This window comes from Liquorilactobacillus sicerae (assembly GCF_029916425.1).
Classification (GTDB): Bacteria; Bacillota; Bacilli; order Lactobacillales; family Lactobacillaceae; genus Liquorilactobacillus; species Liquorilactobacillus sicerae.
On record NZ_JAHAVQ010000007.1, the window covers coordinates 98512 to 122381 of the forward strand.

A 23870-nucleotide genomic window follows, 5' to 3' on the forward strand; every position below is an offset into this window, starting at 1 on the left:
TTTAAAAAATAATTTTATTAATATCAATAACATTAGCAACCTTATCGGGAAAAGAAACTACTCCTGAATAATAATCCGGATTCTTCTTCTTACTATCACTGCTTAAAACGATCTCGGAAGAATCAACATTAAGAATTTCAATAACTTCTTCAATCAATAAGCCCTTCCTTTGATCATCTTTTTTCATAATCAAAATATTCTTATTTTCCTTAGGTTCCGACATATTGATTAAATCTGAAAAAGCAACGACCGTCATCACAGCTCCTCTTAAATTGATCAGTCCTTTGACCCATTTAGGTGCTAAGGGAACTGGTGTAATTTCAACTGTATCAATTACTTCTTCAACTGAAGCTGCTGAAATCAAATAATACTGCTGATTCAATTTAAATAAAATCATCTGCATCTGCTACATCTCCCCGCAGTTTACGAAAGTGCCTTATCAACAGCTTTAATAACCCGTTCCGTGTCAAATGGTTTAACAATGAAGTCAATTGCTCCAGCCTTGATGGCATCCATCACCATTCCTTGCTGTCCCATCGCGCTACACATAATAACTTTGGCACTGCCATCATTTTCTCGGATCTTCTTTAAAGCTTGAATTCCATCAACTTCTGGCATCGTAATATCCATGGTCACTAAATCTGGACTGACACTTTGATATTTTTCAATAGCTTCTTTCCCGTTTTGAGCCTCACCAGCCACCTCATAACCATTTTTCTCCAAAATATCTTTTAATTTGATTCGCATGAACACCGCATCATCTACGATTAATATTTTTTTTCCCACTTCTATATACTCCTTTCAAATTCCTAATGATTCAATCATTTTGTCCAAAACGCCCTCTTCGGGAATTAAGAACAGCGAAGCATCTAATTTTTGCTTCGAATAAGAGAACTCATTTCGAATTACCATAATTTGCTCATCATAATTATCAAATGCCATATAAGCACTGCTAATTATTGCCCCAAAGAAATCATTAGTAATTTGTGGCAGTGAAGAAATCAACTGAGCATTTATCACCTTGCCAATCGCATTTAAAAATGAATTTGAAACAATATTCGATAATTCATTAATAGCGGAAAGTTTTATCTGCTGTTCTTGCTGATCTGAATTTCCTAATATCAAACTAGATAATTGATCAACTGCATCATTGGTTACAACAAACAAAATTGCACCTTCATATTTACCTATTATTCTACTAATTACAGCAATAACTTCAACATCATCAGCTAAGATTTTTTGATACAGTTCTGAATATGTTAAAATTTTAACTTCTGGAACTTTCATCTCGATCTTTTGGCTAACCATCTTGGAAATACTAGTGGCTGCATTCCCACCACCGATGTTTATTATTTCACGTAACCCATCAATTTGTAAATCGGTATATTTCATGATTTAACTTTTCCTTTACCTTGGCATAGTGCGTTAACATCTAAAATCAGTGCAATTGACCCGTTATTGAAAATTGTTGCACCTTGATAGCGATTGATTTTTTGCAAAACTGGATCAATTTTCTTAATGACAATTTCCTTTTGTCCAATCAATTGATCAGCCAAAATCCCGAAATACTGTTGATCACTCTTAACGATGATGGCAAACTTTTTGTCCTCAGCAGTGGATTTAATTTTCAGCAGTTCATTTGTTCTAATAATCGGAATTATTCCACCTTGATAACGATAAACCTCATTTTCAGCTGTTGAAATGATTTCACTTTCATCTAGCATTACGACCCTTTCAACCACATCTAATGGAATTGCAAAGTTTTCATTGCCAATTTTGACCATCAATGCTTGAATTATCGATAAAGTCAGCGGCAATTTAATAATGAACTTCGAACCAACATTGACCTGACTGCGCATTTCAATTGAACCACCTAGACTGGTAATTTTAGTCTTCACCGCATCCAAGCCAACTCCACGGCCAGAGATATTAGTTATCTTTTTAGCAGTTGAAAATCCAGGATGGAATATCAATAATCGTAATTCATCCTCAGACATTCCGTCAGTATTGATTCCTTTTTCCTCTGCGCTCTTTTTGATAACTTGCGGATCAACACCTTTGCCATCATCTTCCAAAGTAATAATAACCTGATTTCCTTCTTGGTAAGCAGAAAGAGTTATTGTCCCTTTTCGCGGTTTACCTAATTTTTCACGTGTATCTGGATCCTCAATTCCATGATCAGCTGAATTACGCAACATATGAATCAATGGTTCACCCAATTCAGAAACAACGGTTTTATCAAGTTCGGTATCTTCACCAATGATGACAAGATCCATCTCTTTATGCAAATCCCGACTCAAATCACGAATCATCCGCGGGAAACGACTAAAGACCAGACTAACTTGCTGCATTCGAATTCGAAGGACTAAATCCTGCAACTCTGAAGTTAATCTTGAAACTTGTTCCAGTGAGTCCTTAATTCCATCCAAATCATTGCGATGGCTTGAATCTTCCATTTGATTACGATAAACGACCAGTTCCGAGACTAGGTTCAAAAAGCGATCTAAACGTCCAAGATCAACTCGAATCGATTGATTGCGTGGATGATGTGCTGCTTCTTGCTTTTTTTCACTGCTTTTTGGCTTTTTTGCAGTCCTTTTAGCCGGTGCAGCAGCTTTAGGCTTAGCTTCGACTTTTTGAGGAGCCGGTGGATTCTTCTTACGATCCTCTTGAGCCTTCATTGCTTTTTCTCCATCAAAACTCTCAACGATCACTTGATCAATTTCGCTGCTGCTATTGATAATTGACTTAACTTCTTCTAATGAACTATTCGTTACAAAGACTAACTTAAAATCCGTGTCAAAATTACCATTTTCTAGTAAATCAGCTGTTGGCTCTGTATGGACCACATCACCCTCTGCATCAAGCTTTTGCATGATCAAGAAGACCCGCGGCCCCTTCAATAAGGTACCTTGATCTAGCCGAATTGCAATTGTGAAAATATTGTGGCCAGAATTCTTTGCTTGTTCAACAACATCTAAATCCGGTTCTTCCAAGTTTGAAAAAACCGTATCAAGTTTAGTCTGCGGTTTTTTGTCTTCTTGGCCGCTTACAGAGTCAGAGTTATCCTCAACTGACTTACCAGTTGCGCTCGTTTCTACTTTATTTAATTCAGTAATTAGCTCACTGATTTGATCCTCACTAAGATCTTTGTCATCTTGCAGATCATTTAATAACTCTGTTAATTTATCCAGGCACTTAAAAATCAGCGAAATGTGGTCTCCATTAACTTTTAATTTATCAGTTTTAAATAAATCAAAAATATCTTCCATTCGATGGGTAAGTTTCGTCATAACATCATAACCCATTGTCGCTGAACTACCCTTTAACGTATGGGCTGCACGAAAGATTTCGTTGATTAAATCCTTATTATCGGGTTCTTTTTCTAGTTCCAATACATTATCATTCAGTTTTTGAAGGTTGTCTTCACTTTCTTCAAAAAAAAGTTCACGATAAGCACTGTTATCATCCATTAGTTTCAGCCCCTTTCTGCTTTATACTTTTTGGTAGATAAAGGAATCTATTTTTCGCAGTCCATATTGTTCAGGAAAGTTAATTGCTTCGGTTGCTCCTGAAAACAAAATACCTCCCGGGGCCAGTGACTCACTAAATTTCTGATATACTCGATCACGAACTTCCGGCTTAAAATATATTGTGACATTGCGACAAACAATTACGTTACAGTCTCTTTCGTAACTATTCTTTAATAGATCCTGTTTTTTAAAAACTATGCGACTTTTTAAAAATTGTTTGATCTGATAATGACTATCATCGACTTGGTCAAAATACTTTTTTACATCTTGTAAAGAAAGATTCTTAACTTGATCTTTGCGATAAATTCCAATGTTGGCTTTTTTTAAAATATCATTATCAATATCGGTCGCAACAATTTTCGTTCCTAATAAATGATTCTTCTCAGCAATAATTGATAAAGTATATGGTTCAGCACCATCTGAACAAGCCGCACTCCAAATCTTAGGAGCCGAAACATTCGGAATCACCGTCGCTAATAATTGTTCTTCAAAATTAGCAAATAATTCTTTATTGCGATAAAACTCGGTAACATTAATTGTCAAATGTTCCACAAACGCCTCACGAGCAGCTTTATCTCTTTCCAGAATATGAGCGTATTCCTCTAAAGTTTGAGCCCCCGTTTCACGCATGATGTTGCCAATTCTTCTTTGCATTTGACGTTGCTTGTAGTCAGAAAGATTGATACCTAGCTTAATCTGGACCCACTTATTAAAAAAATCAAAATTTAGTTCCATTTGTTTCACCTAGTTATCTGATTAATTCTTTTTTTGATAGCAGTTAAACTCAAAACTTCATTAACTACACCTAATTCAACTGCACTTCCGGGCATCCCGAAAATTACACAGCTTTGTTCATCCTCGACAATATTGTAACCACCTAAGCCCTGAATTTCAGCCATCCCCTTGGCGCCATCACGACCCATTCCAGTCAACAAAACAGCTACCAAATTTGTTCGATAAACCTCAGCCGCAGATATAAAAAGGTAATCAACTGCTGGTCTCGTTCCGTGAAGCTTTGGTAACTGATTCAATTTTATTTTCCCAGTTTCTAAAGTCATATGGTAGTCCCCTGGGCAAAGATAGACCTGTCGCTGAATTGGCATGCCATCCTTTGCCTCAACCACTGTGCATTTAGTCTCTGAGTTCATGCGTTGCGCAAAAGATGCTGTAAAGCCCTTTGGCATATGCTGCACGATAAAAATCGGGATCCGTAAGACTGGTGGCAAACTGCGAATAATTTCCAACAATGTTTTCGGGCCGCCTGTTGAAGCACCAATTACCAAAGCATTGATTGCTCCAGGCATTGGACGTGAAATAATGCTGGTTGAATCCTTACCAACAGTACCATGGTTTATATGTTGAAATTGATTCTTTTTATCTCCAACCATTAAGACTTTGGCTTTAAAATCGTCCGTCCAGTCTTGACTAATACTCAACAAATTAACTGGCTTTTCAATAAAATCAGCAGCTCCAGCTTCAAGTGCCTCAATGGTTACTTGACGATTATTCAGTGCGCTGAGCATCATGACTGGTAAATCTCGTTGGAAACTTTTTATCTTTTTTAAGGCAGTCAAGCCATCCATTATTGGCATTTCCACATCCATTAGCACTAAATCAATATCATTATTTAGCTTTATTTTATCAAGTGCTTCTTGACCATTATGTGCTAAATCAACATTTTTAACACAAGGAATTTTTTTAACAAAATCAGTAATAACCTTCCGCATAAAAGCAGAATCATCAACAATTAAAACATTCATAATCGACCAGTCCTTATAAATACACTGTTTTTTGATGAACTATTTTGACTGTAACTTGAAAAGTGTTCAAGTCAACTACCATTGTTTGACCGCTATTTCCACCAACATGAGATGCTACTAACGGTATTTTTAATTTTTGTAATGTTGCTTTAACAGCCGCACTGTTTCGCGCACCAATGTTTTGGCTTGTAGAACTTGTTTTAAAATTAAACATATTGGCACCACCAACGATCTTTGCTTTAAAATGCGGATGAGGTATCTTTTTATTCATTTCCGCAACCATTAAAGGAAGCGCTAAATCTGCAAATTTTGCTGGATTCAAGCCTGGTCGACTAGCAAATGGTTTACTATCAGGCAGCATAACATGGCTTAAACCGCCAATCTTAGTCTGTTCATCATAAATGATGGTTCCGATACATGATCCCAAGCCAACCGTTAGCAACTGATTGGGCGCTTGGCTAATTTTATATTCTGCAATTCCGATTCTTACCTCAACTTGTTTGGGATTCATCGTCATTTGCATTTTCCTCAGCTTTTTCAAGTTTTTCGACAGTCGATGTTAAGTTCTCTGATTGCTGATTATCAAATAAGAACTCTAATTCTAAAGAAATCACTACTTGATCTTTTAATTTTAAAAACTTTCCAATATAGTCATGTTTTAGATCTGCTTTGGTCAATTCTTTTTCATAATCTGTTTCCTTTAGATGTTCAATTCCAATTATATTTTCAACATAAAGTCCTAAATGTTGATCCTGCCAGTCACACAAAATGACTTTAGTTGCATCAGATTTTGTTGTAAATTCATTAAACAGCTTGCGGCGTAAATCAATAATGGGAATCATATGTTTTTGATGTTCAAAAACCCCCAATACAAAATCAGGTACGTCCGGCAAAGAAATAAAATCATCAGTTTCAATTATCCTGGTAATCACCTGAACGGGCAAAGCAAAATATTGATCATGACTTTTAAAAACTACATATTGATCCAAACCACTTTCCCCCTTTGATTAGATCTTGAAATTATCAACTTGGAATTTCAGAATATTTGAAGATTCATCAATTTCTTTAACCGTCTTTTCAAGATTCTCTAACCCCTGATAAAACTCTTCAATACTTGCAGTAACTTCTTCTGTCCCAGCTGAAGTTTCAGAAATTGATGCTGAAATCGAATTGACTGATTTAGCAACCAAATCTTTTTCCTCAGAAATTCCATTAATGTGCTCTTTTACTAATTCAATGCTATCAACAAACTTTTCAACCACTGATGAAATCTGCTTCGAAGAATCAATCGCTGTGTTGATCGTTTCGGTTTGCTTTTCGCCATTTGAATAAGAATCAGTTAGCGCTGTTACCATTTGTCCCGACTTTTTGCGAATAGCTTCAATTATTTCTGTAATACTCTTGGCTGATTGACCACTTTGTTCAGCCAAATTGCGAATTTCCTCCGCAACTATGGCAAACCCTTTGCCAGCCTCTCCCGCTCGTGCAGCTTCAATTGAAGCATTCAAAGCCAATAAATTAGTCTGTCCAGAAATATCGTTAATTAAATGAACGATCTTCCCAATACTTTGCACATCCTTATTCATATCATTCATTTCTTTAACGAGTTGTCCTTGATTATTACGCTCTTTTTCCCAAGTATTATAGACGTTGACCATGACTTTAGAATTGGTTTCATTGCTTTTTCGTGATGTATCAGCATACTCATTCATCCGATCGATCTCATGATGAATTTTTTCAATCTTGCCGGCTAATTCTTTCATGTCATTTGAAGTCTGTTCTGCTTCAGTAGCCTGTTTGCTTGCAGAATTTGCGATAGTAGTCATTGTGTCTTTGACATTAGCAACTGAGCTTTTAGACTGTGCCGTCGTTTTGGAAAGTGAACTTGCCATGTCCCCCAAACGTTTGCTTTCATCTTTTAAACCAATAATTACCGACTTAAAAATATTAATAATCCCAATAAATTTACTTTTAAAATTATCCAGTAGCGTATTCCCCAGTTTGACTTTTTCTAAATTATTAACACTGGTCAAATCCCCGGCACTGACTTTTTCAAATGCCTGTTCTAATCTTTCTAGATCTCCAGAACTCTTCCCGGGCGTAACAAAATTTGACATAACTGACAATACTAAAAAAACTAAGGAAATTATTATTGAAAAAAGATTAAAACGTGAATTTAGAGCGGCGCTTTCGCTCGGCTTAATTACAATGTAATAACAAAAAATTAAAACCAAAACTGCTAACAAAAATGGAATAAATGAAGACCATTTAATTATTTTTGCATAACTGCTAAACTTTTTTTTCATAGTTAACTCCTTCTAACAACTAATTTATGATTACCGAAAATCAAATGTCCGAAATAAACATCATCACCTTTTTCCTTTCTAAATATTGAGCACTACTACCAATAATAAATATCGGTAATATTTTTAAGAAATTAAGTCTGATGCTTACCAAATATAAACATCTTTAGGATCTGAGAATATGGAGTAAGTTCCATTTTTCTCATCCCGGATCAACTTCCCTTGTTGAAGCTCAATCACTCGATGACGTAAAGTATTGACAATTGTACTATCATGAGTTGCCATAATAACTGTTGTCTGGTTCATATTTAGTTTGAAAAAAAGCTTCATTATTTCCATTGCAGATTTAGGATCCAAATTAGCTGTTGGTTCATCTGCCAATAAGACAAAGGGATGATTAACTATCGCTCTAGCAATTGCAATTTTTTTTTGCTGACCAACTGATAGTTCATTAATTTTATTATCTTTATAAGCTAACATTCCAACTGTCTTTAAAACTTGAATTGCACGTTGTGATTTTTGATCTTCATCAAACTCTAACGCTTCTAAAACATAAGTAAGATTTTCAAATACTGTTAATTTTGGAATGAATATATCCTTTTGCCTGACGACTCCAATCTGTCGTCGTAATAAATAAGTTTGCTGCGGTTTTATTTTCTGGACAAACATATTTCCCATTTGAATTGATCCCATAGTTAGCGATTCTTCTTTATCCATCAACTTTAAGGTCGTAGTTTTTCCAGCTCCACTAGATCCTACTAAAAAAACAAATTCTCCTTGTTCGATTTTGAATGAAATGTTTTTTAAAGCTTGGGTCCCACCGCTATAAACTTTGGAAACATGTTCAAATTTAATCATTGACAGCCTTCTAACTTGTAAATTGATTAATTGTGCCTAATATATCATCTGTCGTTTCTAACGAACGCGCATTTAGTTCATATGCTCGTTGCGTTAAGATTAAATTACTCATGGAATCACTTAAATCAACTGTAGAATCTTCTAGGCAATACTGCTTGATACTTCCAAAGTTGGAACCTCCATTCGCTGAAGATAATAGATTTCCTCCAGTTAACTGGTACAAGTTATTGCCAACTTCTTGCAAATCCTGCAAATCTGTCGGCTGATAAAGAGTTACCGTACCAACTTGGGTAGTTTGTCCATCACTTTCAATTGACACTTGTCCTGATGAACTAACTGTTAAAGTTCCTTGTGGCCACTGGCTCTCTGGAATTGTTGTTTGAATATCAAGCTTATATCCACTACTATTAACTATATTACCGTCAGCATCCTGATGAAAATCTCCATCTCTTGTTAAATAAAGTTGCCCACTGGAATCTCGAACACCAAAAAATCCGTTGCCTTCAATTGCTAAATCATATTGTGAGTCAGTAGACTTTAAATCTCCTTGGGTAAAATTGATTGATTCCTGTTGTGCTGTCATACCAGATGCAATTCCTAAACTTTCTTGTTGACTAGTATCATAATTCGCATCTCGCTGGGTAATCGAGTTTTCTAGTGCCTCACCAAAACTTGTATCTCGACTTTTATATCCAACTGTACTAACATTAGAGACATTATTTGCAATAGTATCCAAACTATTTTGAAGTCCATCTAGTCCACTTTGATTAATTGATAAGATATCGCTAACATTCATTATGAAATCCCCCCAAGCTAAATCTTGCCAAGGTAATTAACTGCTTTATCTAAGGTTTGGTTAGTTGCACTTAAGGCCTTTTGATTGGCTTCAAATTCCCGCGAAGTTTGAATTAAAGATACCATTTCATCTGATGCTGATACATTTGATTCTTCAAGGTATCCTTGTTCAATGTTAGGCGAAGCAACTTGAGTACCCGCACTTTGACTAGAATAATAAGCATTACCTAAGCTTTGAAGTGTCTGATCATCATCAAAAGAAACAATACCAAAATCAGGAGTCCCCGTCGTCGTTGCTGTCACAGGATTTCCGTTGGCACTTAATACCTGATAGCCTTCTTGTGTAACGTATTGATTTTGATCATTAAGTTCAAAATTACCATTTCTTGTATAAGCTATTTGTCCATTACTCATTCTAACTGTAAAGTAACCATCACTATTAATTGCAAAGTCTGTCGAACGACCAGTTGATTCAAGTGCTCCCTTAGAAGAATCCAAGTAAGAGCCCGCTATATAATTGCCATACGTAAAACCATCATAATCGATACGCTGATCGTTATCTTCTCCACCTTGATAGTTATGCATTTGAACTTCTTTATAAGTTGATTGAAATAATTCTTTTGCCTGATAACCTGTTGTTTCAATATTTGCAATATTCGCACTAGTATTCTCTTGCCTTTTTTCCAAAATATTGACACTTTGATAAAGGGTATCTAATCCTCTGATCATTTCATTTCCTCCTCAATCAAGTCTCGAAGCTTTATAATTATTTTTCCATGAATTTGGGAGACACGAGCAACCGAGATATCTAATATTTTAGAAATTTCTTTCAAAGTTGCCCCTTGCTGATAGTACAAACTTAAAACCAGTTGCTCACGCTGACTTAACCTTTTGATCGCTAAAACAAGAGCATCTTTCTTTTCTTGGTATAACAACTTTCTCTCACCATTTTGCGCTTTAGAATCTTCTAAAACATCTTCCAATGAAAATGAATCTGACTGCGGAAAAATAGTACTTTCCAATGAAATACTTGCTAAATAATGAATACCTTCATAAATTTCATTCAGTTGAGCAATTGAGATATTCATTGCTTGAGTAATTTCTTGATCCGTAGCTTCTCTTTTCAGTTTTTGATCAAGATTTTGTTTAACTTGATAATAATTGTTGATTCTTGCCATTTTATAACGAGAAAGTTTGGCATGTTGACGAACCTCATCTATAATCGCTCCTTTGATCCGGATTTTAGCATAACTTTCAAATGGAACTTTTTTATTATTATCAAATTTTTGTAAAGCATCAATTAAACCAATGACCCCTGTATCATATAAGTCCCCATATTCATATTCAGAATTTTTTATGGAGATTCGGTTTACAACCTTTTCAACTAAAGGCAAATATTTGACGACCTTGTCTTCAAGTTTTTCGCCATACATTAAAAGACTCCTTCCAACCTGTATCAATTATCAAAAATCAATACTTCCAACGGTTTGAATCTTAACCTCATTGGGAATTTCATTTAATGAAAGAACCGCAATATCAGGATAATTCATTGAAATCAATTTTCTAAACACTAATCTGATTTTGGGCGATGCCAAAATAACAAAATTTGTATTCTTCATTACCAATTCCTTTTGAACTTTTCCTACAGCTTTCAAAATTTGATTAACTGCTTCTGATTTTAAAATTGGATAGGATCCTGTCGGTGTTTTTTGAATATTTTGAGCAACCATTTCTTCCACGCGTGGATGAATTGTAACAATATTAATTAACTGCGACTCACCAGCATATTTAGCAGCAATAGTTCTTTTCAATGCTTGACGAACATATTCCGTTAAAACTTCGGTGTCCTTAGTAACCGGTCCATAATCAGCTAAGGTCTCTAAAATAACTGTCAGATCATTAATCGGAATTTGCTCTGCTAAAAGATTTTGTAATACTTTTTGAACTTCCCCCAAACGCATGACATCTGGTATTAACTCATCAATTACAACTCCTGACTGTTTCTTAATTCCTTCTAACAGTTTTTTTACTTCTTGTCTGCCTAATAGCTCCGTTGCATGCTTGGAAATGATATCCTTTAAATGAGTTGCAATTACAGTCAAAGGTTCAATAATTGTATAATTTTGTAATTCTGCCTTTTCTTTATCCTTAGCATCAATCCAGAGAGCATCCAAATGAAATGCAGGATCCTTAGTTTTGATACCTTTAAAAGAAAACTTATCATTATCCTGAGCAATAATCATAAACTTATTCGGATAAATTTTACCTTTTGTTACCTCATTCCCACGAACTTTAATTGAATATTCATTCGACTCTAAATACAAGTTATCTCTTATTCTAACCGGACCAATTAAGATACCCAACTCCTTAGCAATTTGCTGACGAATTGAAACAATCCGGTCCATTAAACTATTTTCAATTGAACTGTCTACTAAAGAAATCAAGCCATATCCGATTTCAATTGCCAAAGGGTCAACTTGAAAAGAGGCGACTGATTGTTTGACCTGCTGACTTGACTTTTTCTTCTTTAGTTCCAGTTTTTGCTCTTGGCGTTTTTTCTTCAATAACGTCCTGACAGTTCTTTTTTCCAATAGAGAACTGATGAAAAAAAGTATAACCCCCACTGATGCAAATGGGATGAACGGGAAACCGGAAACAACTGATAAAATTAATAAAACCACAGCAATAATTCTAAATAGTTGCGGATTACGTAATATATCAGCTGATAAAGAAGATCCAAAAGATTGTTCATTATCAGAACGAGTAACAATAACACCAGTAGCAATTGAAATTAATAAGGAAGGGATCGCACTAACTAAACCATCACCAATTGAAAGTTTTCCGAATTGACTCAATGCTTCAGTAATTGATAAACTTCCGTTAACTGTAAAGATTATCGGTCCGCCAATCAAATTAATCAAAACTATTAAGATACTAGCAATAGCATCACCTTTAACAAACTTACTAGCACCATCCATTGAGCCATAAAAATCAGCCTCACGCTGTAAATCTTCACGCTTTTTTCGGGCAGCCTTTTCATCAATTATTCCTGAGTTCAAGTCAGAATCAATTGCCATTTGTTTCCCAGGCATGGCATCCAAAGTAAAGCGAGCAGCAACTTCTGCAACTCGTCCTGTACCATTAGTCACAACTGCTAACTGAACAATCATGATAATAACAAATAAAATAATCCCAACAATGTAATTGCTACCCGTCACCACATTAGCAAAAGCGCTAATAACTTGACCAGCACTACCATCAGTTAGAATTAAGCGAGTTGACGCCATGTTTAAGCCCAATTTATACATCGTAGTAAACAACAGTAAAGTTGGAAATGAAGAAAACTCTAATACTGATTTAGTGAATAAAGTTATTAATAAAATATTCATTGAGAGAGTTAAATTGATAACGATCAAAATATCCAGCAACACGCTGGGTAATGGGATAATAATTAATGCGATAATAGTAACGACTAAAAAAGACACCCAGATATCAGATTTAGTCATATTTTTGCCAAATATTCGATTCATAATACTTGACGCTCCTTACTCTCAAATTTTATTCTGATTTTCCTCATTTAATTTGTAAACTGTTGCAATAACCTCAGCTACTGATTCATATAGTTCTACTGGGACAAAATCTCCTGGTTCAACTTGACGATAAAGTGCCCATGCTAAGGGCCGGTTTTCAATAATTGGCACTTGCTGCTTTTTGGCTTCTTCTTTCATTCGTTGTGCCAACCGGTCTGCACCTTTAGCCAACAGAACCGGCACACCTTCATCATTTTTGTCATATTTAATTGCCAATGCTAAATGCGTTGGATTTGTAACCAAAACCGTTGCATTTTTAACTTGTTGGAGAGAGTTACGAATCATAGCTATATATTTAGAACGGCGTTTTGACTTAAATTTTGGATCTCCTTCACGTTGCTTAAACTCGTCTTTTACTTCTTGTTTAGTCATTTTCAAATCCCGTCGATGCGTATAAAATTGAAAACCATAATCAAAAAATCCCAAAACAAGCAAAATAATTGAAATTTCAAGTGAAAGGCTTTGGGCAAATTTCAATAAAAAGTAAAGATCTTGGACTGGTTCAACATCACTTAGATTACACAGCGTGGGCAAATACTTCATAAACTTTTGATAACAGAAATAAACAACTATTAAAAATTTAGCAATTGTTTTTATCAGGTTTTCCAATCCTCGTATACTAAAAATTTGTTTAAAGCCACTCAATGGATTGATTTTTTTAAAATCCGGTTTTATTGTTTTAGCAGTAAAAACTACCCCAACCTGTAAAAAATTCGTTAAAAAGCCTAATGAAAGACTGATAGCAAAAAAAGGAGCTGAAAGAAATAGTATCATAAGCATTATTTGAACTGCAATCTTAGGTAAATCTGTAATCATTTGTCGATAATTAGCTAATTGTTCAAAATTTTCGATCATGTAAGGCAATATATGTTCGACTACAAATTCCCATAATGGAACAAAAACGCAGGCAAAAACAAGTAATAAAATTGCAGAATTTAGATCTTGACTTCGCGGTATATTTCCTTCACGTCTTGCTTGACGTAATCGATAAGCAGTTGGTTTTTCAGTTTTACTATCTCTATCTTTCATTTTTACCTCTTATTTAAGTGCTCTGACAAACTCTTCCATATTAGTAACACTATGTGGTAAAACTTGCTGTAACGTATCAACAATGTTTGGCAACATAATTAAAACTATTAAAAAACTCAACCCCGCCTGCAATGATAAGCTAAGCATCAAAACGTTCAGTTGCGGAACTGAACGTGAGATAATGCCCAGTAATAAATTAACTATCAGCATCGTGATTACCAAAGGTGCTGCTAATTCAATCGCCATTATAAATGTACGACAAAATAATCTAACAACACCCTGGATAGTAGCTCCATCTGCCATCCCACCAGTTAAAGGAATTATTTTAAAAGATTTAATGACACCGATTATCAGTTGTTGATGAAGATTCATCATAAAAAAGAGTGCCACAGCTAACCAATAATACATTTTCCCATATTGCGAAGACATAACCTGAAAAGTTGAGTCATAAGCTTGAGCCATTGAAAAACCAACTTGAAAATCAATCATTTGTCCAGCGATTGAGATTGCATTAAAAACTAATTGCCCAATATATCCCATCGCTAATCCAACCAAGATTTCTTTAACAACTATCAGTAAAAAGGCTATTAGGCTAGTTATTACATGATAATTATCAATTTGAGGGTAAACTGATACGATAATACCAAACCCCAAAATTATTTTTGCTAGATTGGGAAAGTCTTTCTGTGAAAAAACGGGAGCTGCCGCAATAAATGACATGATTCGGCACAATAAAAGTGCCACTACCTGAATTTGACCATTCGAAATCAAAGCATGTCTCTCCTCACTGTGATGAAATCAGCTTAAATATATATTTAACAAACTCCAACAATATATTTATCATAAAATTCCCAGTAAGAATCAAAGTTAAAAATACAGCCACTAGTTTAGGCACAAAACTCAATGTCTGTTCCTGAATCTGAGTAGTAGCCTGCAAAATACTAATAATTAAACCGACTATCATTCCCACTATCAAAACCGGTCCAGAAACCAATAATACTCGAATAAATGTATCTCGCATTATATCCATGACTAACTCAACTGACATCTAGTGTTCCTCCTTAGCTGTTGAAACTTTTAATTAAAGATTCCACCAGTAAATACCAACCATCAGAAAGTACAAATAATAAAAGTTTAAATGGTAATGAGATCATCACTGGAGGCAACATCACCATTCCCATTGACATCAATACACTTGAAACTACCATATCAATAATTAAAAAAGGAATAAAAATCAAGAAACCAATACTAAAGGCCGTTCTTAATTCACTTAAAATGAACGCAGGTGTAATAATTGTTAATGGTATCTTTTTATATGAACTATATTTCTGATTTGGATGATCACTTTGAGAAACAAATAGTTGAATATCCTTTTGACGTGTTTGTCGATACATAAATTTCTTGACGCTGATCTCCGAACGATTAATTGCTTGTGTTCGGGTAATTTCTTGTTTTTCATATGGAACTACTGCCTGCTGATAGATATTACTATATGTAGGCCGCATAATGAAAAAAGTTAAAAATAAAGCCAAACCAATCAACACTTGGTTAGGAGGATTTGACTGTGTACCTAAAGCACTTCGCGTAAAAGAAAGCACCATGATAATTCGTGTAAAAGATGTTGTCATTACTAGCAAAAGCGGAATAAAAGACAAGATTGTTAACAGTAAAAAAGTATTAATAATCTGAGACGAGCTGCCATTACTCCCCAGTAAATTGTTGACTGTTGAAGAAAGGTTTTTCGCATTAATAGCTAAAACCGGTGTTGCTATATTTAAAGTAAAAATTAAAGTTGCAAGCCCTGCTGCTAACGGTAAAAAAACCTTTCTTTTCATTTACTTCTTCCTCTTTTTATTATCATATCTACTTTGCAAATTATCTTGAAATTTTTTTATCAATTCCTGAAAAGCTTGTTTTGTTTGTTTCGTATCTGAAAAATTTTGCTGATCAATTATTTTTAATAATTTATGAGCTTCTTGCACTGACAACTCAAACAAAATTTGATTTTGACTCTCAGAAAAACTCATCACATACACATGATCCAAAATCTGAACAATTCCAATTGATGAACTCTTACTAACTGGAATTTTCTGCAAAATTCGTAATGCTTTATTAGTCTTCAATGAATAATGATTCAGATATTTCAAAAAAATGTTAATTAGATAAATAACGATCACTAAACCAATGATCATTTTAATGACTGTTAAAAGCATAGTTCCCCTCCAAATTACTGGATCACCATATCCGTAATAAATATTTCAGACACCACATTCTTCCCATAATTCTGATTGATCGTCGTTACAAGCTCCTGTTTCAATTGTGGCGTAGCATTTTGCCCAGACAAAATATCACTTTCTTTTTTTTGGCGTAATACATTAATTACACTATCTCTAATTAAAGCTTGATTCTTCTTGACACCAGATGCATCTTTCTTCGAGATAACTAATGATAGTTTTATACTAATGTACTTTTGAGAACTTGAGCCATCAGTTGCCAAATTAACTAAAAACTTATTCATCGGATATATTTCTTTACTAGCAGCTACACCACCAGTTTTTTCTTTTTTTTCCGTTTTATTTTCGTTACCTAAATATTTGCTAGCAAGATAATTCCCAGCGACTCCACCTCCAACGGCTAAAACCAAAACGAGTGGAATAATAATCAGCCATTTTCTTCCCTTAGATTTTTTCTTGCCATTTTCTTCATCTGCCATTATCAGTCACCTTACTCTAAACTCTTCTTTGGATCCCAACTAAAATTTGATGCCGATAGTCAATGATTAACTGTCTAATTTGAATAGCTTTTTCCTTAACTACTAAGACTTTACCTGTAGTCAAAGTAACTGTAGTATCAGGCACTTGTTCGACACGATATATTAAGTCTGGATTCAAGTAAAATCTTGAACCATTTAATGATGTTAGCTCAATCATTTCCTCCCACCTCACCCTAACTTAACAGTAATTAACTGTTTTTAGCTTTGTTTTAAGTTAGTCAAAACTTGTAAAATTTCATCTGATGTGGTGATAACTTTAGCATTAGCTTGATAAGCACGATTAGCAATAATCATTTCAGTAAATTCAGATGACAAATCAACATTTGACATTTCCAATTCACCTGATACTAATGAACCTGTACCATCATCTCCAGCTGTTGTATAGTTAGCTGTTCCCGAGTTAGAAGATGTTTCATATAAACTACTACCTACTTTTTCCAAACCACCGGCATTGTTGAAAGTTGCCAACGCCACTTGTCCCAAAACATATTTAGTGCTTCCATAGGTAGCAGTGAGAATCCCACTTGAGTCAATCGCTAATGACCCGTCACTGTATTCTTCACCATCTACTTCTGATGGGATGCTTATAGTACTTGGTGTTCCTGAGGTTGAAACTGTATCACTTCCTGTATATTCAGTTGCATCTTCTGTCCATCCTAAAACTTTTAAACCATCTGATGTTACTAAATTTTTATCACTATCAAGTTCAAAATCACCATTGCGCGTATAGTAAGTTTGCGCATTTTCACCAGTTCCCTCAACGGCAAAGTATCCATTACCATCAATATATAGATCAAGATCACTATCGGTTGTTTCTGGTGAACCAGCAGAAGTATCCGTATCAATCGATCCAACTTCCGTCCCCAAACCGACTTGTTTAGCATTAATCCCACCTGATGTAGTCGTTGGTGAAGAAGCATTGGAAACAGTTTGACTAATCAAATCTTGAAAAACAACTCGACTGGACTTATATCCAACTGTATTTGTATTGGCAATATTGTTAGCTACCACATCTAAATCTGTTTGAAAGCTTTTCAATCCACTAACACCTGAATAAAGAGATCTTAACATTTTAAAATTCCTCCTTAAATCGTATCTTCTTCTGTCATTCGGAAAATACTGTGGCTTCCTTGCGGTCCAGCCACAAAATCATTTAATAAACTTTGTACTATCAATATTTGTTACCGTGCCTAATTCGTTCATATCCATTGCAGTAATAATCGTACGATTTTGAACATTGGCAATAATCCCCATATTTTTATAAACTAATAATGACTCCTTACTGCCTTTATCTTTCAATTCATCCATTGCTGTAGATAATTGATTCATGTCCTCTTGTTTCAGATTTAAATTCCTTGAATCAAGACGTTGTTGTGCATGTTTAGAAATATTTATTTTTGATTGCTCAGTCTGCAGCAACTTAGCAAAAGTATCACTTTTTTTTGCAGCAGCTGAATAACTTTTATTTGAAACATCATTTTGTAACGAATTAGATACTTTAAATGACGTCAACTATTCTCACTAACTGAGCTTAACGAACTCAATTCATACTCGTTTCCATTAACTACAATTGTTCCCATTCCATTTTCAAATTTGACCTGATCAACTGTTCCGGAAACAGTTGACCCATTATCCGTTAAAGTAACATTCTTACCTAACATTCCTAAAGCTTCCTGTTGTTGTTGAAGCTCAACAGAGGCCGTTAAAGTCTGATTCATTTCTGTTAAAGTATTTAGACTTTCGTATTGAGCTAATTCAGACATATAATCAGAGCCGGAGCTACTACTAGAAGAGCTACTGTCATCAATTGATGGGTTACTCATGGTTGCTGAAAGAATTTTCAGGAAGTCATCCATTGAAACTGTTGTATTAGAATCAGATGAATCTGTATTATTGTAAATAGTTGAGCTCGATAATGATGCGATTGCAGAAGTAAGAGTGTCGTTCAATTTTATTCCTCCTTAATTTTTTAAACCAAAATACTAATCGTTCCTTTTGAATAAACTGTTTGCTGTTCAGCATTTTGTTGCTTTAATGTCTCATCAAATTTTGAATTTGATAATTGTAATTTAGAAGAATTCTGTTTTGAAGCATATTGGCGTGCAGACTCATTTGAATCAGACGAAAAATTCATTTGAACTAAATTATTTGTAAAATCTGTTGATTGTAATTTAGCTGATGAATCTGAATTCAAAAATGATTGATTTTGAATAATTTGACCAAATTTTTCAGTTACTTTATCAAAAAGCTGTTTGACCTGTGAATCCTGAACCTTTACTTCCAATGAAACTTGACTTTGTGTGACCTTCATCGTAACTTGAACACTACCTAAGTTTTCAGGTATAAGTTTTACGGTAATAGTTTTGATACCCGTACTTGTACTGGAACTTAAATCGCTTGAGCTTACCTCATTTAATAAATCATTTACTAATTGATTTTGGCTAGTATCACTAGAGGTATCTAATACAACTTGTTTTGCTGAAGTAGCAAAATTAGTTGCATCAGAATCAGTTTGAACGACAACATCTGTTGTGACTTGGACATTAGTATTTATAGTCCGGTTACTATCATTTTGTTCAGCATTAAGATCCTTATTATTTTCTTTTGAGGAAAAAACACCTGAACTGCTATTGGTTTCAGCTGAACTGATCTGCAAAGCTTCAACTTTTGAGTCATCATCTGAAGAATTATCATCTTGTTCAGTTGCCGATATAACAGAATTTTCCTGTGTTACTAATTTAGTTTGATCAATCGTCACTGCTGTAGTTGACGACTTGTTTGCCACTTCTGCATCAGTAGTTGCTGATTCTTGACTGCTAGTTGCACCAATGTCACTTACAACTGTTGTTGGGTTAGAATCTGCTGTCATTGCCTGCTGTTGCTGAGTTATCGCTGACTGAGTTGTTGCTGACTGAGCTGTTGCTAACTGAGTTATCATCGACGTTGCTGTAATTGATGATTCTTGACTGCTGGGAGATTCTTGACTGCTGGGCGCATCAACAGCTGTAGCTACAGTACTAGCATCTGCAACTATCATCGCTTGCTGCTGGGATTCTTTTACTTGACTTATCACCGACGTTGCCGTGGTCGATGCTGTTTGATTGGCAGTTTCACCATCGCTTACAACCGTTGCTGGGTTAGAATCTGCTGTCGTTGCCTGCTGTTGCTGAGTTATCGCTGACTGAGTTATTGCTGACTGAGTTGCCACCGCAATTCCTGTAGTTGATGACTGCAAATCATTTGGCGCTCCTTCATTGTCATCTTTTTGTGAAGTTACTGTTGATCTTGTTTCTAGAGTATCATTCAGTGTTGTTGTCCCTATTCCTGAAAATGAAAATTCATTACTACCGGATTCAACCGACTCCGCTGAAGAACTATTTGTCTGATTACTCATCTTTAGGATCGTTTCTGTATCACTCAATGAGTTATCAGCATTTAAATTAGATTCAGTTGAAGAACTATTTGTCGAACTTTCCTTTTTACTTTTTTGCGAACTGCTTTTTTTACTAGTTTTGTCGTCCTCATCTTTCGTGGAAGACGACTTTTGACTCACTGAATACACATTCAAGGCTTGATCAAACAAACTTTTATCCGAATAAGTACCCTTTTTGATTGAATCATTATTATCACTAATTGCGGTTACCATTTTGTCTACGTAATTTCCCATCCATATCACCTCCTTTCAAAATAAAAGAATTTATTAAAATAAAGAAAACTTTTTCCGATTAGCTATTTCATCAATAATTTTTTGTTCTTGATGTTTTTCATCAATTAAATATTGCTCGTGTTGCTTTTCTTGTAATTTTTCCAATACTTTACGATCTTTTTGAGCCTCAACCATTCTGCTCATAATTTGGTCAACTACTTTTTGTTTTTTTAAAATCGTTACTTGGGTTTCTTTTATTTTGTGTTGCAAGCCTAAAATATAACGATATTGCAATTGCATTTTCCCAACATTAAAGTCTGAAACATTAAAAGCTACCCTTTTTTCTGCTTCCAAGGCATGTAACTGTTGCTCACTAACTCTTAAACTTTTTTGAGCCATTAGTAATTCTTCCTTGACGCTTTCTTCTTTTTGTTCACGAAACTCAAGTAATTTATTTAAAGAAAACTTAAATTCTTTCATTGGCAACTCCTATCGCAATATCCTTATTAACGACTATCCCCAAATAAACCCAGTAATTTTTTAAGTGTTTCTTGATATGGTGAGAATTCTTCAACCTGCTGGCAAAGAAATATGTCAATTGGATGATGTAGGGAAACTGCATAATCAATTACTGCGTTTGTTCCTGATTTGTAAGCCCCAACATCTAATAAATCCTTAGCATCGGCATAAACAGTCATATTTTCTCTCAATTCTCCAGCAGCTTTATACTGCTGCTTTGTTACTAAATCTTTCATTAACCTACTCAAACTGTTTTGAACGTCAATTGCAGGATAATGATTTTGACTAGCAATCTTTCTTGAAAGAATTATATGTCCATCTAGAATCCCACGAACTGCATCAGCTATAGGTTCATTCATATCATCGCCTTCAACTAGGACCGTGTAGAAGGCGGTAATCGAACCATTTTCTGATGTTCCGCTCCGTTCCAACAGCTTAGGCAAATTTGCAAAAACTGAAGGAGGATACCCCTTGGTTGTCGGAGGCTCCCCAATTGATAACCCGATTTCACGCTGAGCCATCGCAAATCTAGTTACTGAATCCATCATCAACACAACTTTTTTACCTTGATCACGAAAATATTCAGCAATAGCAGTGGCAACATAAGCGCCCTTTAAGCGAACCAAGGGCGGCTTATCGGAAGTTGCACAAACAACCACCGACTTCTTATAACCCTCTACGCCCAAGTCTTTTCTAATAAAGTCTTGAACTTCACGGCCTCGTTCACCAATCAAGCCAATTACAATCACATCCGCTGCACAATACTTTGCAACCATCCCTAATAAAGTACTTTTTCCAACTCCACTACCCGCAAAAATTCCTAACCTTTGACCTTCACCAACCGTTAGCAAGCCATCAAGGGCTCTAATTCCTGTCGGCAAGATTTCTTGAATTGGTTTTCTTTTAAAAGGGTCCGGGGAAACTCGCTGGACAGGATAGCTCACTAAATCGTCGTGATCAATTGCTGGTCCATCAATTATTTTCCCCAAGCCATCAAGGGTATGACCCAAAAGTTTCTCGCTAACTTCAACCGTTAACGGCTTCCCTGATGGGTAAACTAAACATCCTGGCTTAATACCTGATAATTCTCCTAATGGCATCAACAAAACTGTTTCTTTTACGAAACCAACTACTTCTGTTAATGCAAATTTTCCTTCATCATTAATCTTTATTTTACAAATCTCACCAATAAAAACATCTAATCCCTCTACCTTGATCAAAAGTCCAACAACTTCGCTGACCTTGCCATAGGTAAAAAAGAACTGATACTTTTGCGCCTTTTTTAAATAACTATCCATTGGAAGTGAGAATCCCATTCCATCACCTCATTTGGTTTTTCTTTAAAAATCTGGTAAGTTCTTTTGCCAAATCAAATGAAAGTATTGCTGTATCAGTTTCGACTGTAACTTGATAAGCAGAATATTCAAAATCATCTAAAATTAAATACCGCATATTTGGCAATTTTTCTTTTTCTATTTTCATTTGTTTTTCAATTTGTTGATGGTAACGCGGATGAGCTTTAATAATCAACATTTGATCAGGTTGACGGATTCTTAAAAGTATTGGCTGCAAAATATTTTTAATTGTGTCTGGATTAATGTCTAACTCCTTTTTAATTAATATCTCAGCCATTTTCATTGCAAAACCAATCAATTCAGTTTGTTTCTCAAGTGAGTACTGTTCAGCAGTATCCAAAGCTGTTTGTAAATTCTGTTTTGCCTGATTAGTCAGTTTCTCTGTTAATTTTCTTCCTTCATAACTACCACTTTGATAACCCTCTTGATAACCAGTTTTTTTACCTTCAGCAAAACCATCATCGTACCCCTTTTGTTTTAATTTCTCAGCAACTTTTTTAGCTTGAGCAATTACTTTATCTTGAATTTCAAGAAATTCATCGACTTTTTCTTTGGGTAGCTGATTGGTTTGCGGATTTAAATTGCCATCTTTCAACCAAATTAGGTCAGCATTATTATGTTTGCTCTTAATAGGTAATCGTCGAGTAACTATCGTTTTTGAGTCAACCGTTTCTGTAACATTCGAATTCTTTAAGACATTATTATTCAACGACTTCATCTTGTCCACCTCTTTGAATAATGATTTCCCCAGCATCATCTAAACGACGAATCGTTTCAACAACTTTTTGTTGAGCTTCTTCAACATTCGACAATCTTGTTGGCCCCAAGAATTCAATTTCTTCCTTAAGATTATCAACTGCCCGAGTTGACATATTAGAAAAGATAAACTCTTTAATACTATCTTCAGTACCTTTAAGTGCCAAAACCAAAACATCATTTGGAACATCACGCAAAACTTTTTGAACATCTCGTGCTTGAAGCGTAATAATATCTTCAAACGTAAACAAGCTAGCTTTAACTTTAGCAGCCAATTTAGGTTGCCGTTTTTCTAAATCCTCCAAAATATGTTTTTCATTACTTCGACTAACAGAATTCAAAATGTCAACTAATGTTTTGACTCCACCAATATTCTCGCTATTATTCTCGACATAAGTAGAAAATTTACTTTCAATAACTTTTTCAACTTGCTTTACAACTGTTGGAGAAGTACTTGAAATTGTTCCAATGCGCTCAACAATATCGGCCTGCTTTTGCGGTGAGAAATGCGATAATACCTCCGCAGCTTTCCCAGGTTGTAAATAGCAAAATATTAACGCCACTGTTTGTGGATGCTCATCCCTTAACAAATTAACCAACTGATGTACATCAGCCCGACGAACAATGTCAAACGGTCGTTCTTTTAATTGTACTTGCTTTAAAAAGTCCAAAACTTCTTTTGCTTTTTGCGGTCCTAAAGCTTGACGCAATAACTCCTTAGCGTATTCAATCCCGCCTTCTAAAACATATTTACGTGCTTTAGCTGTATTTACTAACTCATCCAGTATTTTAGCTCTTTGTTCAGCATCAACAGATTCAATATTAGCAATTTCATAACTGACTTTCTGGATTACACTATCCGGTAAAAGCTTCATAACTTTCGAAGAAGCTTCTGAACCTAAAGATATCAAAAGAATTGCCGCTTTCTTTATACCTTCCATTGAATCCATAGA

The 23870-nt window shown here is 35.1% G+C and carries 29 protein-coding genes; all 29 read right to left on the minus strand.

The window, feature by feature from the left end:
* Window position 1: 1 nt before the first annotated feature.
* Complete coding sequence (locus KH893_RS06245; protein WP_281165291.1) at window positions 2-403, minus strand: chemotaxis protein CheW; 402 nt, start codon at window positions 401-403, stop codon at window positions 2-4.
* Window positions 404-423: 20 nt separating this feature from the next.
* Window positions 424-786 carry a response regulator gene (locus KH893_RS06250; protein WP_281165292.1) on the minus strand — a complete coding sequence of 121 codons (363 nt, stop codon included), beginning with the start codon at window positions 784-786 and terminating at the stop codon, window positions 424-426.
* 15 nt (window positions 787-801) lie between these two features.
* On the minus strand, window positions 802-1392 hold the full coding sequence (locus tag KH893_RS06255) for a chemotaxis protein CheC (RefSeq protein WP_281165293.1): 591 nt from the start codon (window positions 1390-1392) through the stop codon (window positions 802-804).
* On the minus strand, window positions 1389-3473 hold the full coding sequence (locus KH893_RS06260) for a chemotaxis protein CheA (protein WP_281165294.1): 2085 nt from the start codon (window positions 3471-3473) through the stop codon (window positions 1389-1391). The genes KH893_RS06255 and KH893_RS06260 overlap by 4 nt, the downstream gene beginning before the upstream one ends.
* Before the next feature lie 21 nt (window positions 3474-3494).
* Entirely contained in the window at window positions 3495-4268 is a 774-nt protein-coding gene (locus KH893_RS06265) for a CheR family methyltransferase (protein ID WP_281165295.1), read from the minus strand.
* A gap of 5 nt (window positions 4269-4273) precedes the next feature.
* Window positions 4274-5293: a chemotaxis-specific protein-glutamate methyltransferase CheB gene (gene cheB, locus KH893_RS06270; RefSeq protein ID WP_281165296.1), complete on the minus strand. Its 1020-nt coding sequence runs from the start codon at window positions 5291-5293 to the stop codon at window positions 4274-4276.
* A 13-nt stretch (window positions 5294-5306) separates the two neighbouring features.
* Entirely contained in the window at window positions 5307-5816 is a 510-nt protein-coding gene (locus KH893_RS06275) for a chemotaxis protein CheD (RefSeq protein WP_427859977.1), read from the minus strand.
* Entirely contained in the window at window positions 5785-6282 is a 498-nt protein-coding gene (locus KH893_RS06280; RefSeq protein ID WP_281165298.1) for a chemotaxis protein CheW, read from the minus strand. The genes KH893_RS06275 and KH893_RS06280 overlap by 32 nt, the downstream gene beginning before the upstream one ends.
* An 18-nt stretch (window positions 6283-6300) precedes the next feature.
* Window positions 6301-7599 (minus strand): methyl-accepting chemotaxis protein, encoded by a 1299-nt coding sequence (locus tag KH893_RS06285; RefSeq protein ID WP_281165299.1) that lies wholly within the window; start codon window positions 7597-7599, stop codon window positions 6301-6303.
* Between the two features lie 144 nt (window positions 7600-7743).
* Window positions 7744-8454: a cell division ATP-binding protein FtsE gene (locus tag KH893_RS06290; protein WP_281165300.1), complete on the minus strand. Its 711-nt coding sequence runs from the start codon at window positions 8452-8454 to the stop codon at window positions 7744-7746.
* 10 nt (window positions 8455-8464) lie between these two features.
* The gene (locus tag KH893_RS06295; RefSeq protein WP_281165301.1) at window positions 8465-9250 is read right to left on the minus strand and encodes a flagellar hook-basal body protein; all 786 of its coding nucleotides are present in this window, start codon (window positions 9248-9250) and stop codon (window positions 8465-8467) included.
* Between the two features lie 17 nt (window positions 9251-9267).
* Window positions 9268-9978 carry a flagellar hook-basal body protein gene (locus tag KH893_RS06300; protein ID WP_281165302.1) on the minus strand — a complete coding sequence of 237 codons (711 nt, stop codon included), beginning with the start codon at window positions 9976-9978 and terminating at the stop codon, window positions 9268-9270.
* Window positions 9975-10682 (minus strand): FliA/WhiG family RNA polymerase sigma factor, encoded by a 708-nt coding sequence (locus KH893_RS06305; protein ID WP_281165303.1) that lies wholly within the window; start codon window positions 10680-10682, stop codon window positions 9975-9977. Before KH893_RS06305 ends, KH893_RS06300 begins: the two co-directional genes overlap by 4 nt.
* A 30-nt stretch (window positions 10683-10712) precedes the next feature.
* Window positions 10713-12779, minus strand: a complete 2067-nt coding sequence (gene flhA / locus KH893_RS06310) for a flagellar biosynthesis protein FlhA (RefSeq protein WP_281165304.1) — start codon at window positions 12777-12779, stop codon at window positions 10713-10715.
* Between the two features lie 21 nt (window positions 12780-12800).
* Window positions 12801-13868, minus strand: a complete 1068-nt coding sequence (locus KH893_RS06315; protein WP_281165305.1) for an EscU/YscU/HrcU family type III secretion system export apparatus switch protein — start codon at window positions 13866-13868, stop codon at window positions 12801-12803.
* 9 nt (window positions 13869-13877) lie between these two features.
* The gene (gene fliR / locus KH893_RS06320) at window positions 13878-14639 is read right to left on the minus strand and encodes a flagellar biosynthetic protein FliR (RefSeq protein ID WP_281165306.1); all 762 of its coding nucleotides are present in this window, start codon (window positions 14637-14639) and stop codon (window positions 13878-13880) included.
* A gap of 13 nt (window positions 14640-14652) precedes the next feature.
* Window positions 14653-14916 (minus strand): flagellar biosynthesis protein FliQ, encoded by a 264-nt coding sequence (gene fliQ / locus KH893_RS06325; RefSeq protein WP_281165307.1) that lies wholly within the window; start codon window positions 14914-14916, stop codon window positions 14653-14655.
* A 13-nt stretch (window positions 14917-14929) separates the two neighbouring features.
* Window positions 14930-15703 (minus strand): flagellar type III secretion system pore protein FliP, encoded by a 774-nt coding sequence (gene fliP, locus KH893_RS06330; protein WP_281165308.1) that lies wholly within the window; start codon window positions 15701-15703, stop codon window positions 14930-14932.
* A complete protein-coding gene (locus KH893_RS06335; protein WP_281165309.1) occupies window positions 15704-16081 on the minus strand; it encodes a flagellar biosynthetic protein FliO in 378 nt (125 codons plus the stop codon).
* A 14-nt stretch (window positions 16082-16095) separates the two neighbouring features.
* Window positions 16096-16581 carry a flagellar basal body-associated FliL family protein gene (locus tag KH893_RS06340; protein ID WP_281165310.1) on the minus strand — a complete coding sequence of 162 codons (486 nt, stop codon included), beginning with the start codon at window positions 16579-16581 and terminating at the stop codon, window positions 16096-16098.
* A 16-nt stretch (window positions 16582-16597) separates the two neighbouring features.
* Window positions 16598-16798 carry a flagellar FlbD family protein gene (locus KH893_RS06345; protein ID WP_281165311.1) on the minus strand — a complete coding sequence of 67 codons (201 nt, stop codon included), beginning with the start codon at window positions 16796-16798 and terminating at the stop codon, window positions 16598-16600.
* A 41-nt stretch (window positions 16799-16839) separates the two neighbouring features.
* Entirely contained in the window at window positions 16840-17712 is an 873-nt protein-coding gene (locus KH893_RS06350) for a flagellar hook-basal body complex protein (protein ID WP_281165312.1), read from the minus strand.
* A gap of 78 nt (window positions 17713-17790) precedes the next feature.
* Window positions 17791-18153, minus strand: coding sequence for a flagellar protein (locus tag KH893_RS06355; RefSeq protein ID WP_281165313.1), 363 nt, complete (start codon window positions 18151-18153; stop codon window positions 17791-17793).
* On the minus strand, window positions 18150-18590 hold the full coding sequence (locus KH893_RS06360) for a flagellar hook capping FlgD N-terminal domain-containing protein (protein WP_281165314.1): 441 nt from the start codon (window positions 18588-18590) through the stop codon (window positions 18150-18152). Before KH893_RS06360 ends, KH893_RS06355 begins: the two co-directional genes overlap by 4 nt.
* A gap of 20 nt (window positions 18591-18610) precedes the next feature.
* Window positions 18611-20308 carry a flagellar hook-length control protein FliK gene (locus KH893_RS06365; protein ID WP_281165315.1) on the minus strand — a complete coding sequence of 566 codons (1698 nt, stop codon included), beginning with the start codon at window positions 20306-20308 and terminating at the stop codon, window positions 18611-18613.
* Window positions 20309-20341: 33 nt separating this feature from the next.
* The gene (gene fliJ, locus KH893_RS06370; RefSeq protein WP_281165316.1) at window positions 20342-20767 is read right to left on the minus strand and encodes a flagellar export protein FliJ; all 426 of its coding nucleotides are present in this window, start codon (window positions 20765-20767) and stop codon (window positions 20342-20344) included.
* 26 nt (window positions 20768-20793) lie between these two features.
* Window positions 20794-22122, minus strand: coding sequence for a FliI/YscN family ATPase (locus KH893_RS06375; RefSeq protein WP_281165317.1), 1329 nt, complete (start codon window positions 22120-22122; stop codon window positions 20794-20796).
* Between the two features lie 4 nt (window positions 22123-22126).
* Window positions 22127-22879 carry a FliH/SctL family protein gene (locus KH893_RS06380; RefSeq protein ID WP_281165318.1) on the minus strand — a complete coding sequence of 251 codons (753 nt, stop codon included), beginning with the start codon at window positions 22877-22879 and terminating at the stop codon, window positions 22127-22129.
* Window positions 22863-23867 carry a flagellar motor switch protein FliG gene (gene fliG, locus KH893_RS06385; RefSeq protein ID WP_281165319.1) on the minus strand — a complete coding sequence of 335 codons (1005 nt, stop codon included), beginning with the start codon at window positions 23865-23867 and terminating at the stop codon, window positions 22863-22865. Before fliG ends, KH893_RS06380 begins: the two co-directional genes overlap by 17 nt.
* Between the last annotated feature and the right edge of the window lie 3 nt (window positions 23868-23870).

What these genes read in the sequence shown, in the direction of transcription:
- KH893_RS06245 (WP_281165291.1), bottom strand. Translation starts at nt 403, where the DNA reads ATGCAGATGATTTTATTTAAATTGAATCAGCAGTATTATTTGATTTCA.
- KH893_RS06255 (WP_281165293.1), bottom strand. Translation starts at nt 1,392, where the DNA reads ATGAAATATACCGATTTACAAATTGATGGGTTACGTGAAATAATAAAC.
- KH893_RS06260 (WP_281165294.1), bottom strand. Translation starts at nt 3,473, where the DNA reads ATGGATGATAACAGTGCTTATCGTGAACTTTTTTTTGAAGAAAGTGAA.
- KH893_RS06265 (WP_281165295.1), bottom strand. Translation starts at nt 4,268, where the DNA reads ATGGAACTAAATTTTGATTTTTTTAATAAGTGGGTCCAGATTAAGCTA.
- cheB (WP_281165296.1), bottom strand. Translation starts at nt 5,293, where the DNA reads ATGAATGTTTTAATTGTTGATGATTCTGCTTTTATGCGGAAGGTTATT.
- KH893_RS06275 (WP_427859977.1), bottom strand. Translation starts at nt 5,816, where the DNA reads ATGCAAATGACGATGAATCCCAAACAAGTTGAGGTAAGAATCGGAATT.
- KH893_RS06285 (WP_281165299.1), bottom strand. Translation starts at nt 7,599, where the DNA reads ATGAAAAAAAAGTTTAGCAGTTATGCAAAAATAATTAAATGGTCTTCA.
- KH893_RS06290 (WP_281165300.1), bottom strand. Translation starts at nt 8,454, where the DNA reads ATGATTAAATTTGAACATGTTTCCAAAGTTTATAGCGGTGGGACCCAA.
- KH893_RS06295 (WP_281165301.1), bottom strand. Translation starts at nt 9,250, where the DNA reads ATGAATGTTAGCGATATCTTATCAATTAATCAAAGTGGACTAGATGGA.
- KH893_RS06300 (WP_281165302.1), bottom strand. Translation starts at nt 9,978, where the DNA reads ATGATCAGAGGATTAGATACCCTTTATCAAAGTGTCAATATTTTGGAA.
- KH893_RS06305 (WP_281165303.1), bottom strand. Translation starts at nt 10,682, where the DNA reads ATGTATGGCGAAAAACTTGAAGACAAGGTCGTCAAATATTTGCCTTTA.
- flhA (WP_281165304.1), bottom strand. Translation starts at nt 12,779, where the DNA reads ATGAATCGAATATTTGGCAAAAATATGACTAAATCTGATATCTGGGTG.
- KH893_RS06315 (WP_281165305.1), bottom strand. Translation starts at nt 13,868, where the DNA reads ATGAAAGATAGAGATAGTAAAACTGAAAAACCAACTGCTTATCGATTA.
- fliQ (WP_281165307.1), bottom strand. Translation starts at nt 14,916, where the DNA reads ATGTCAGTTGAGTTAGTCATGGATATAATGCGAGATACATTTATTCGA.
- fliP (WP_281165308.1), bottom strand. Translation starts at nt 15,703, where the DNA reads ATGAAAAGAAAGGTTTTTTTACCGTTAGCAGCAGGGCTTGCAACTTTA.
- KH893_RS06335 (WP_281165309.1), bottom strand. Translation starts at nt 16,081, where the DNA reads ATGCTTTTAACAGTCATTAAAATGATCATTGGTTTAGTGATCGTTATT.
- KH893_RS06340 (WP_281165310.1), bottom strand. Translation starts at nt 16,581, where the DNA reads ATGGCAGATGAAGAAAATGGCAAGAAAAAATCTAAGGGAAGAAAATGG.
- KH893_RS06345 (WP_281165311.1), bottom strand. Translation starts at nt 16,798, where the DNA reads ATGATTGAGCTAACATCATTAAATGGTTCAAGATTTTACTTGAATCCA.
- KH893_RS06350 (WP_281165312.1), bottom strand. Translation starts at nt 17,712, where the DNA reads ATGTTAAGATCTCTTTATTCAGGTGTTAGTGGATTGAAAAGCTTTCAA.
- KH893_RS06365 (WP_281165315.1), bottom strand. Translation starts at nt 20,308, where the DNA reads ATGGGAAATTACGTAGACAAAATGGTAACCGCAATTAGTGATAATAAT.
- fliJ (WP_281165316.1), bottom strand. Translation starts at nt 20,767, where the DNA reads ATGAAAGAATTTAAGTTTTCTTTAAATAAATTACTTGAGTTTCGTGAA.
- KH893_RS06375 (WP_281165317.1), bottom strand. Translation starts at nt 22,122, where the DNA reads ATGGGATTCTCACTTCCAATGGATAGTTATTTAAAAAAGGCGCAAAAG.
- KH893_RS06380 (WP_281165318.1), bottom strand. Translation starts at nt 22,879, where the DNA reads ATGAAGTCGTTGAATAATAATGTCTTAAAGAATTCGAATGTTACAGAA.
- fliG (WP_281165319.1), bottom strand. Translation starts at nt 23,867, where the DNA reads ATGGATTCAATGGAAGGTATAAAGAAAGCGGCAATTCTTTTGATATCT.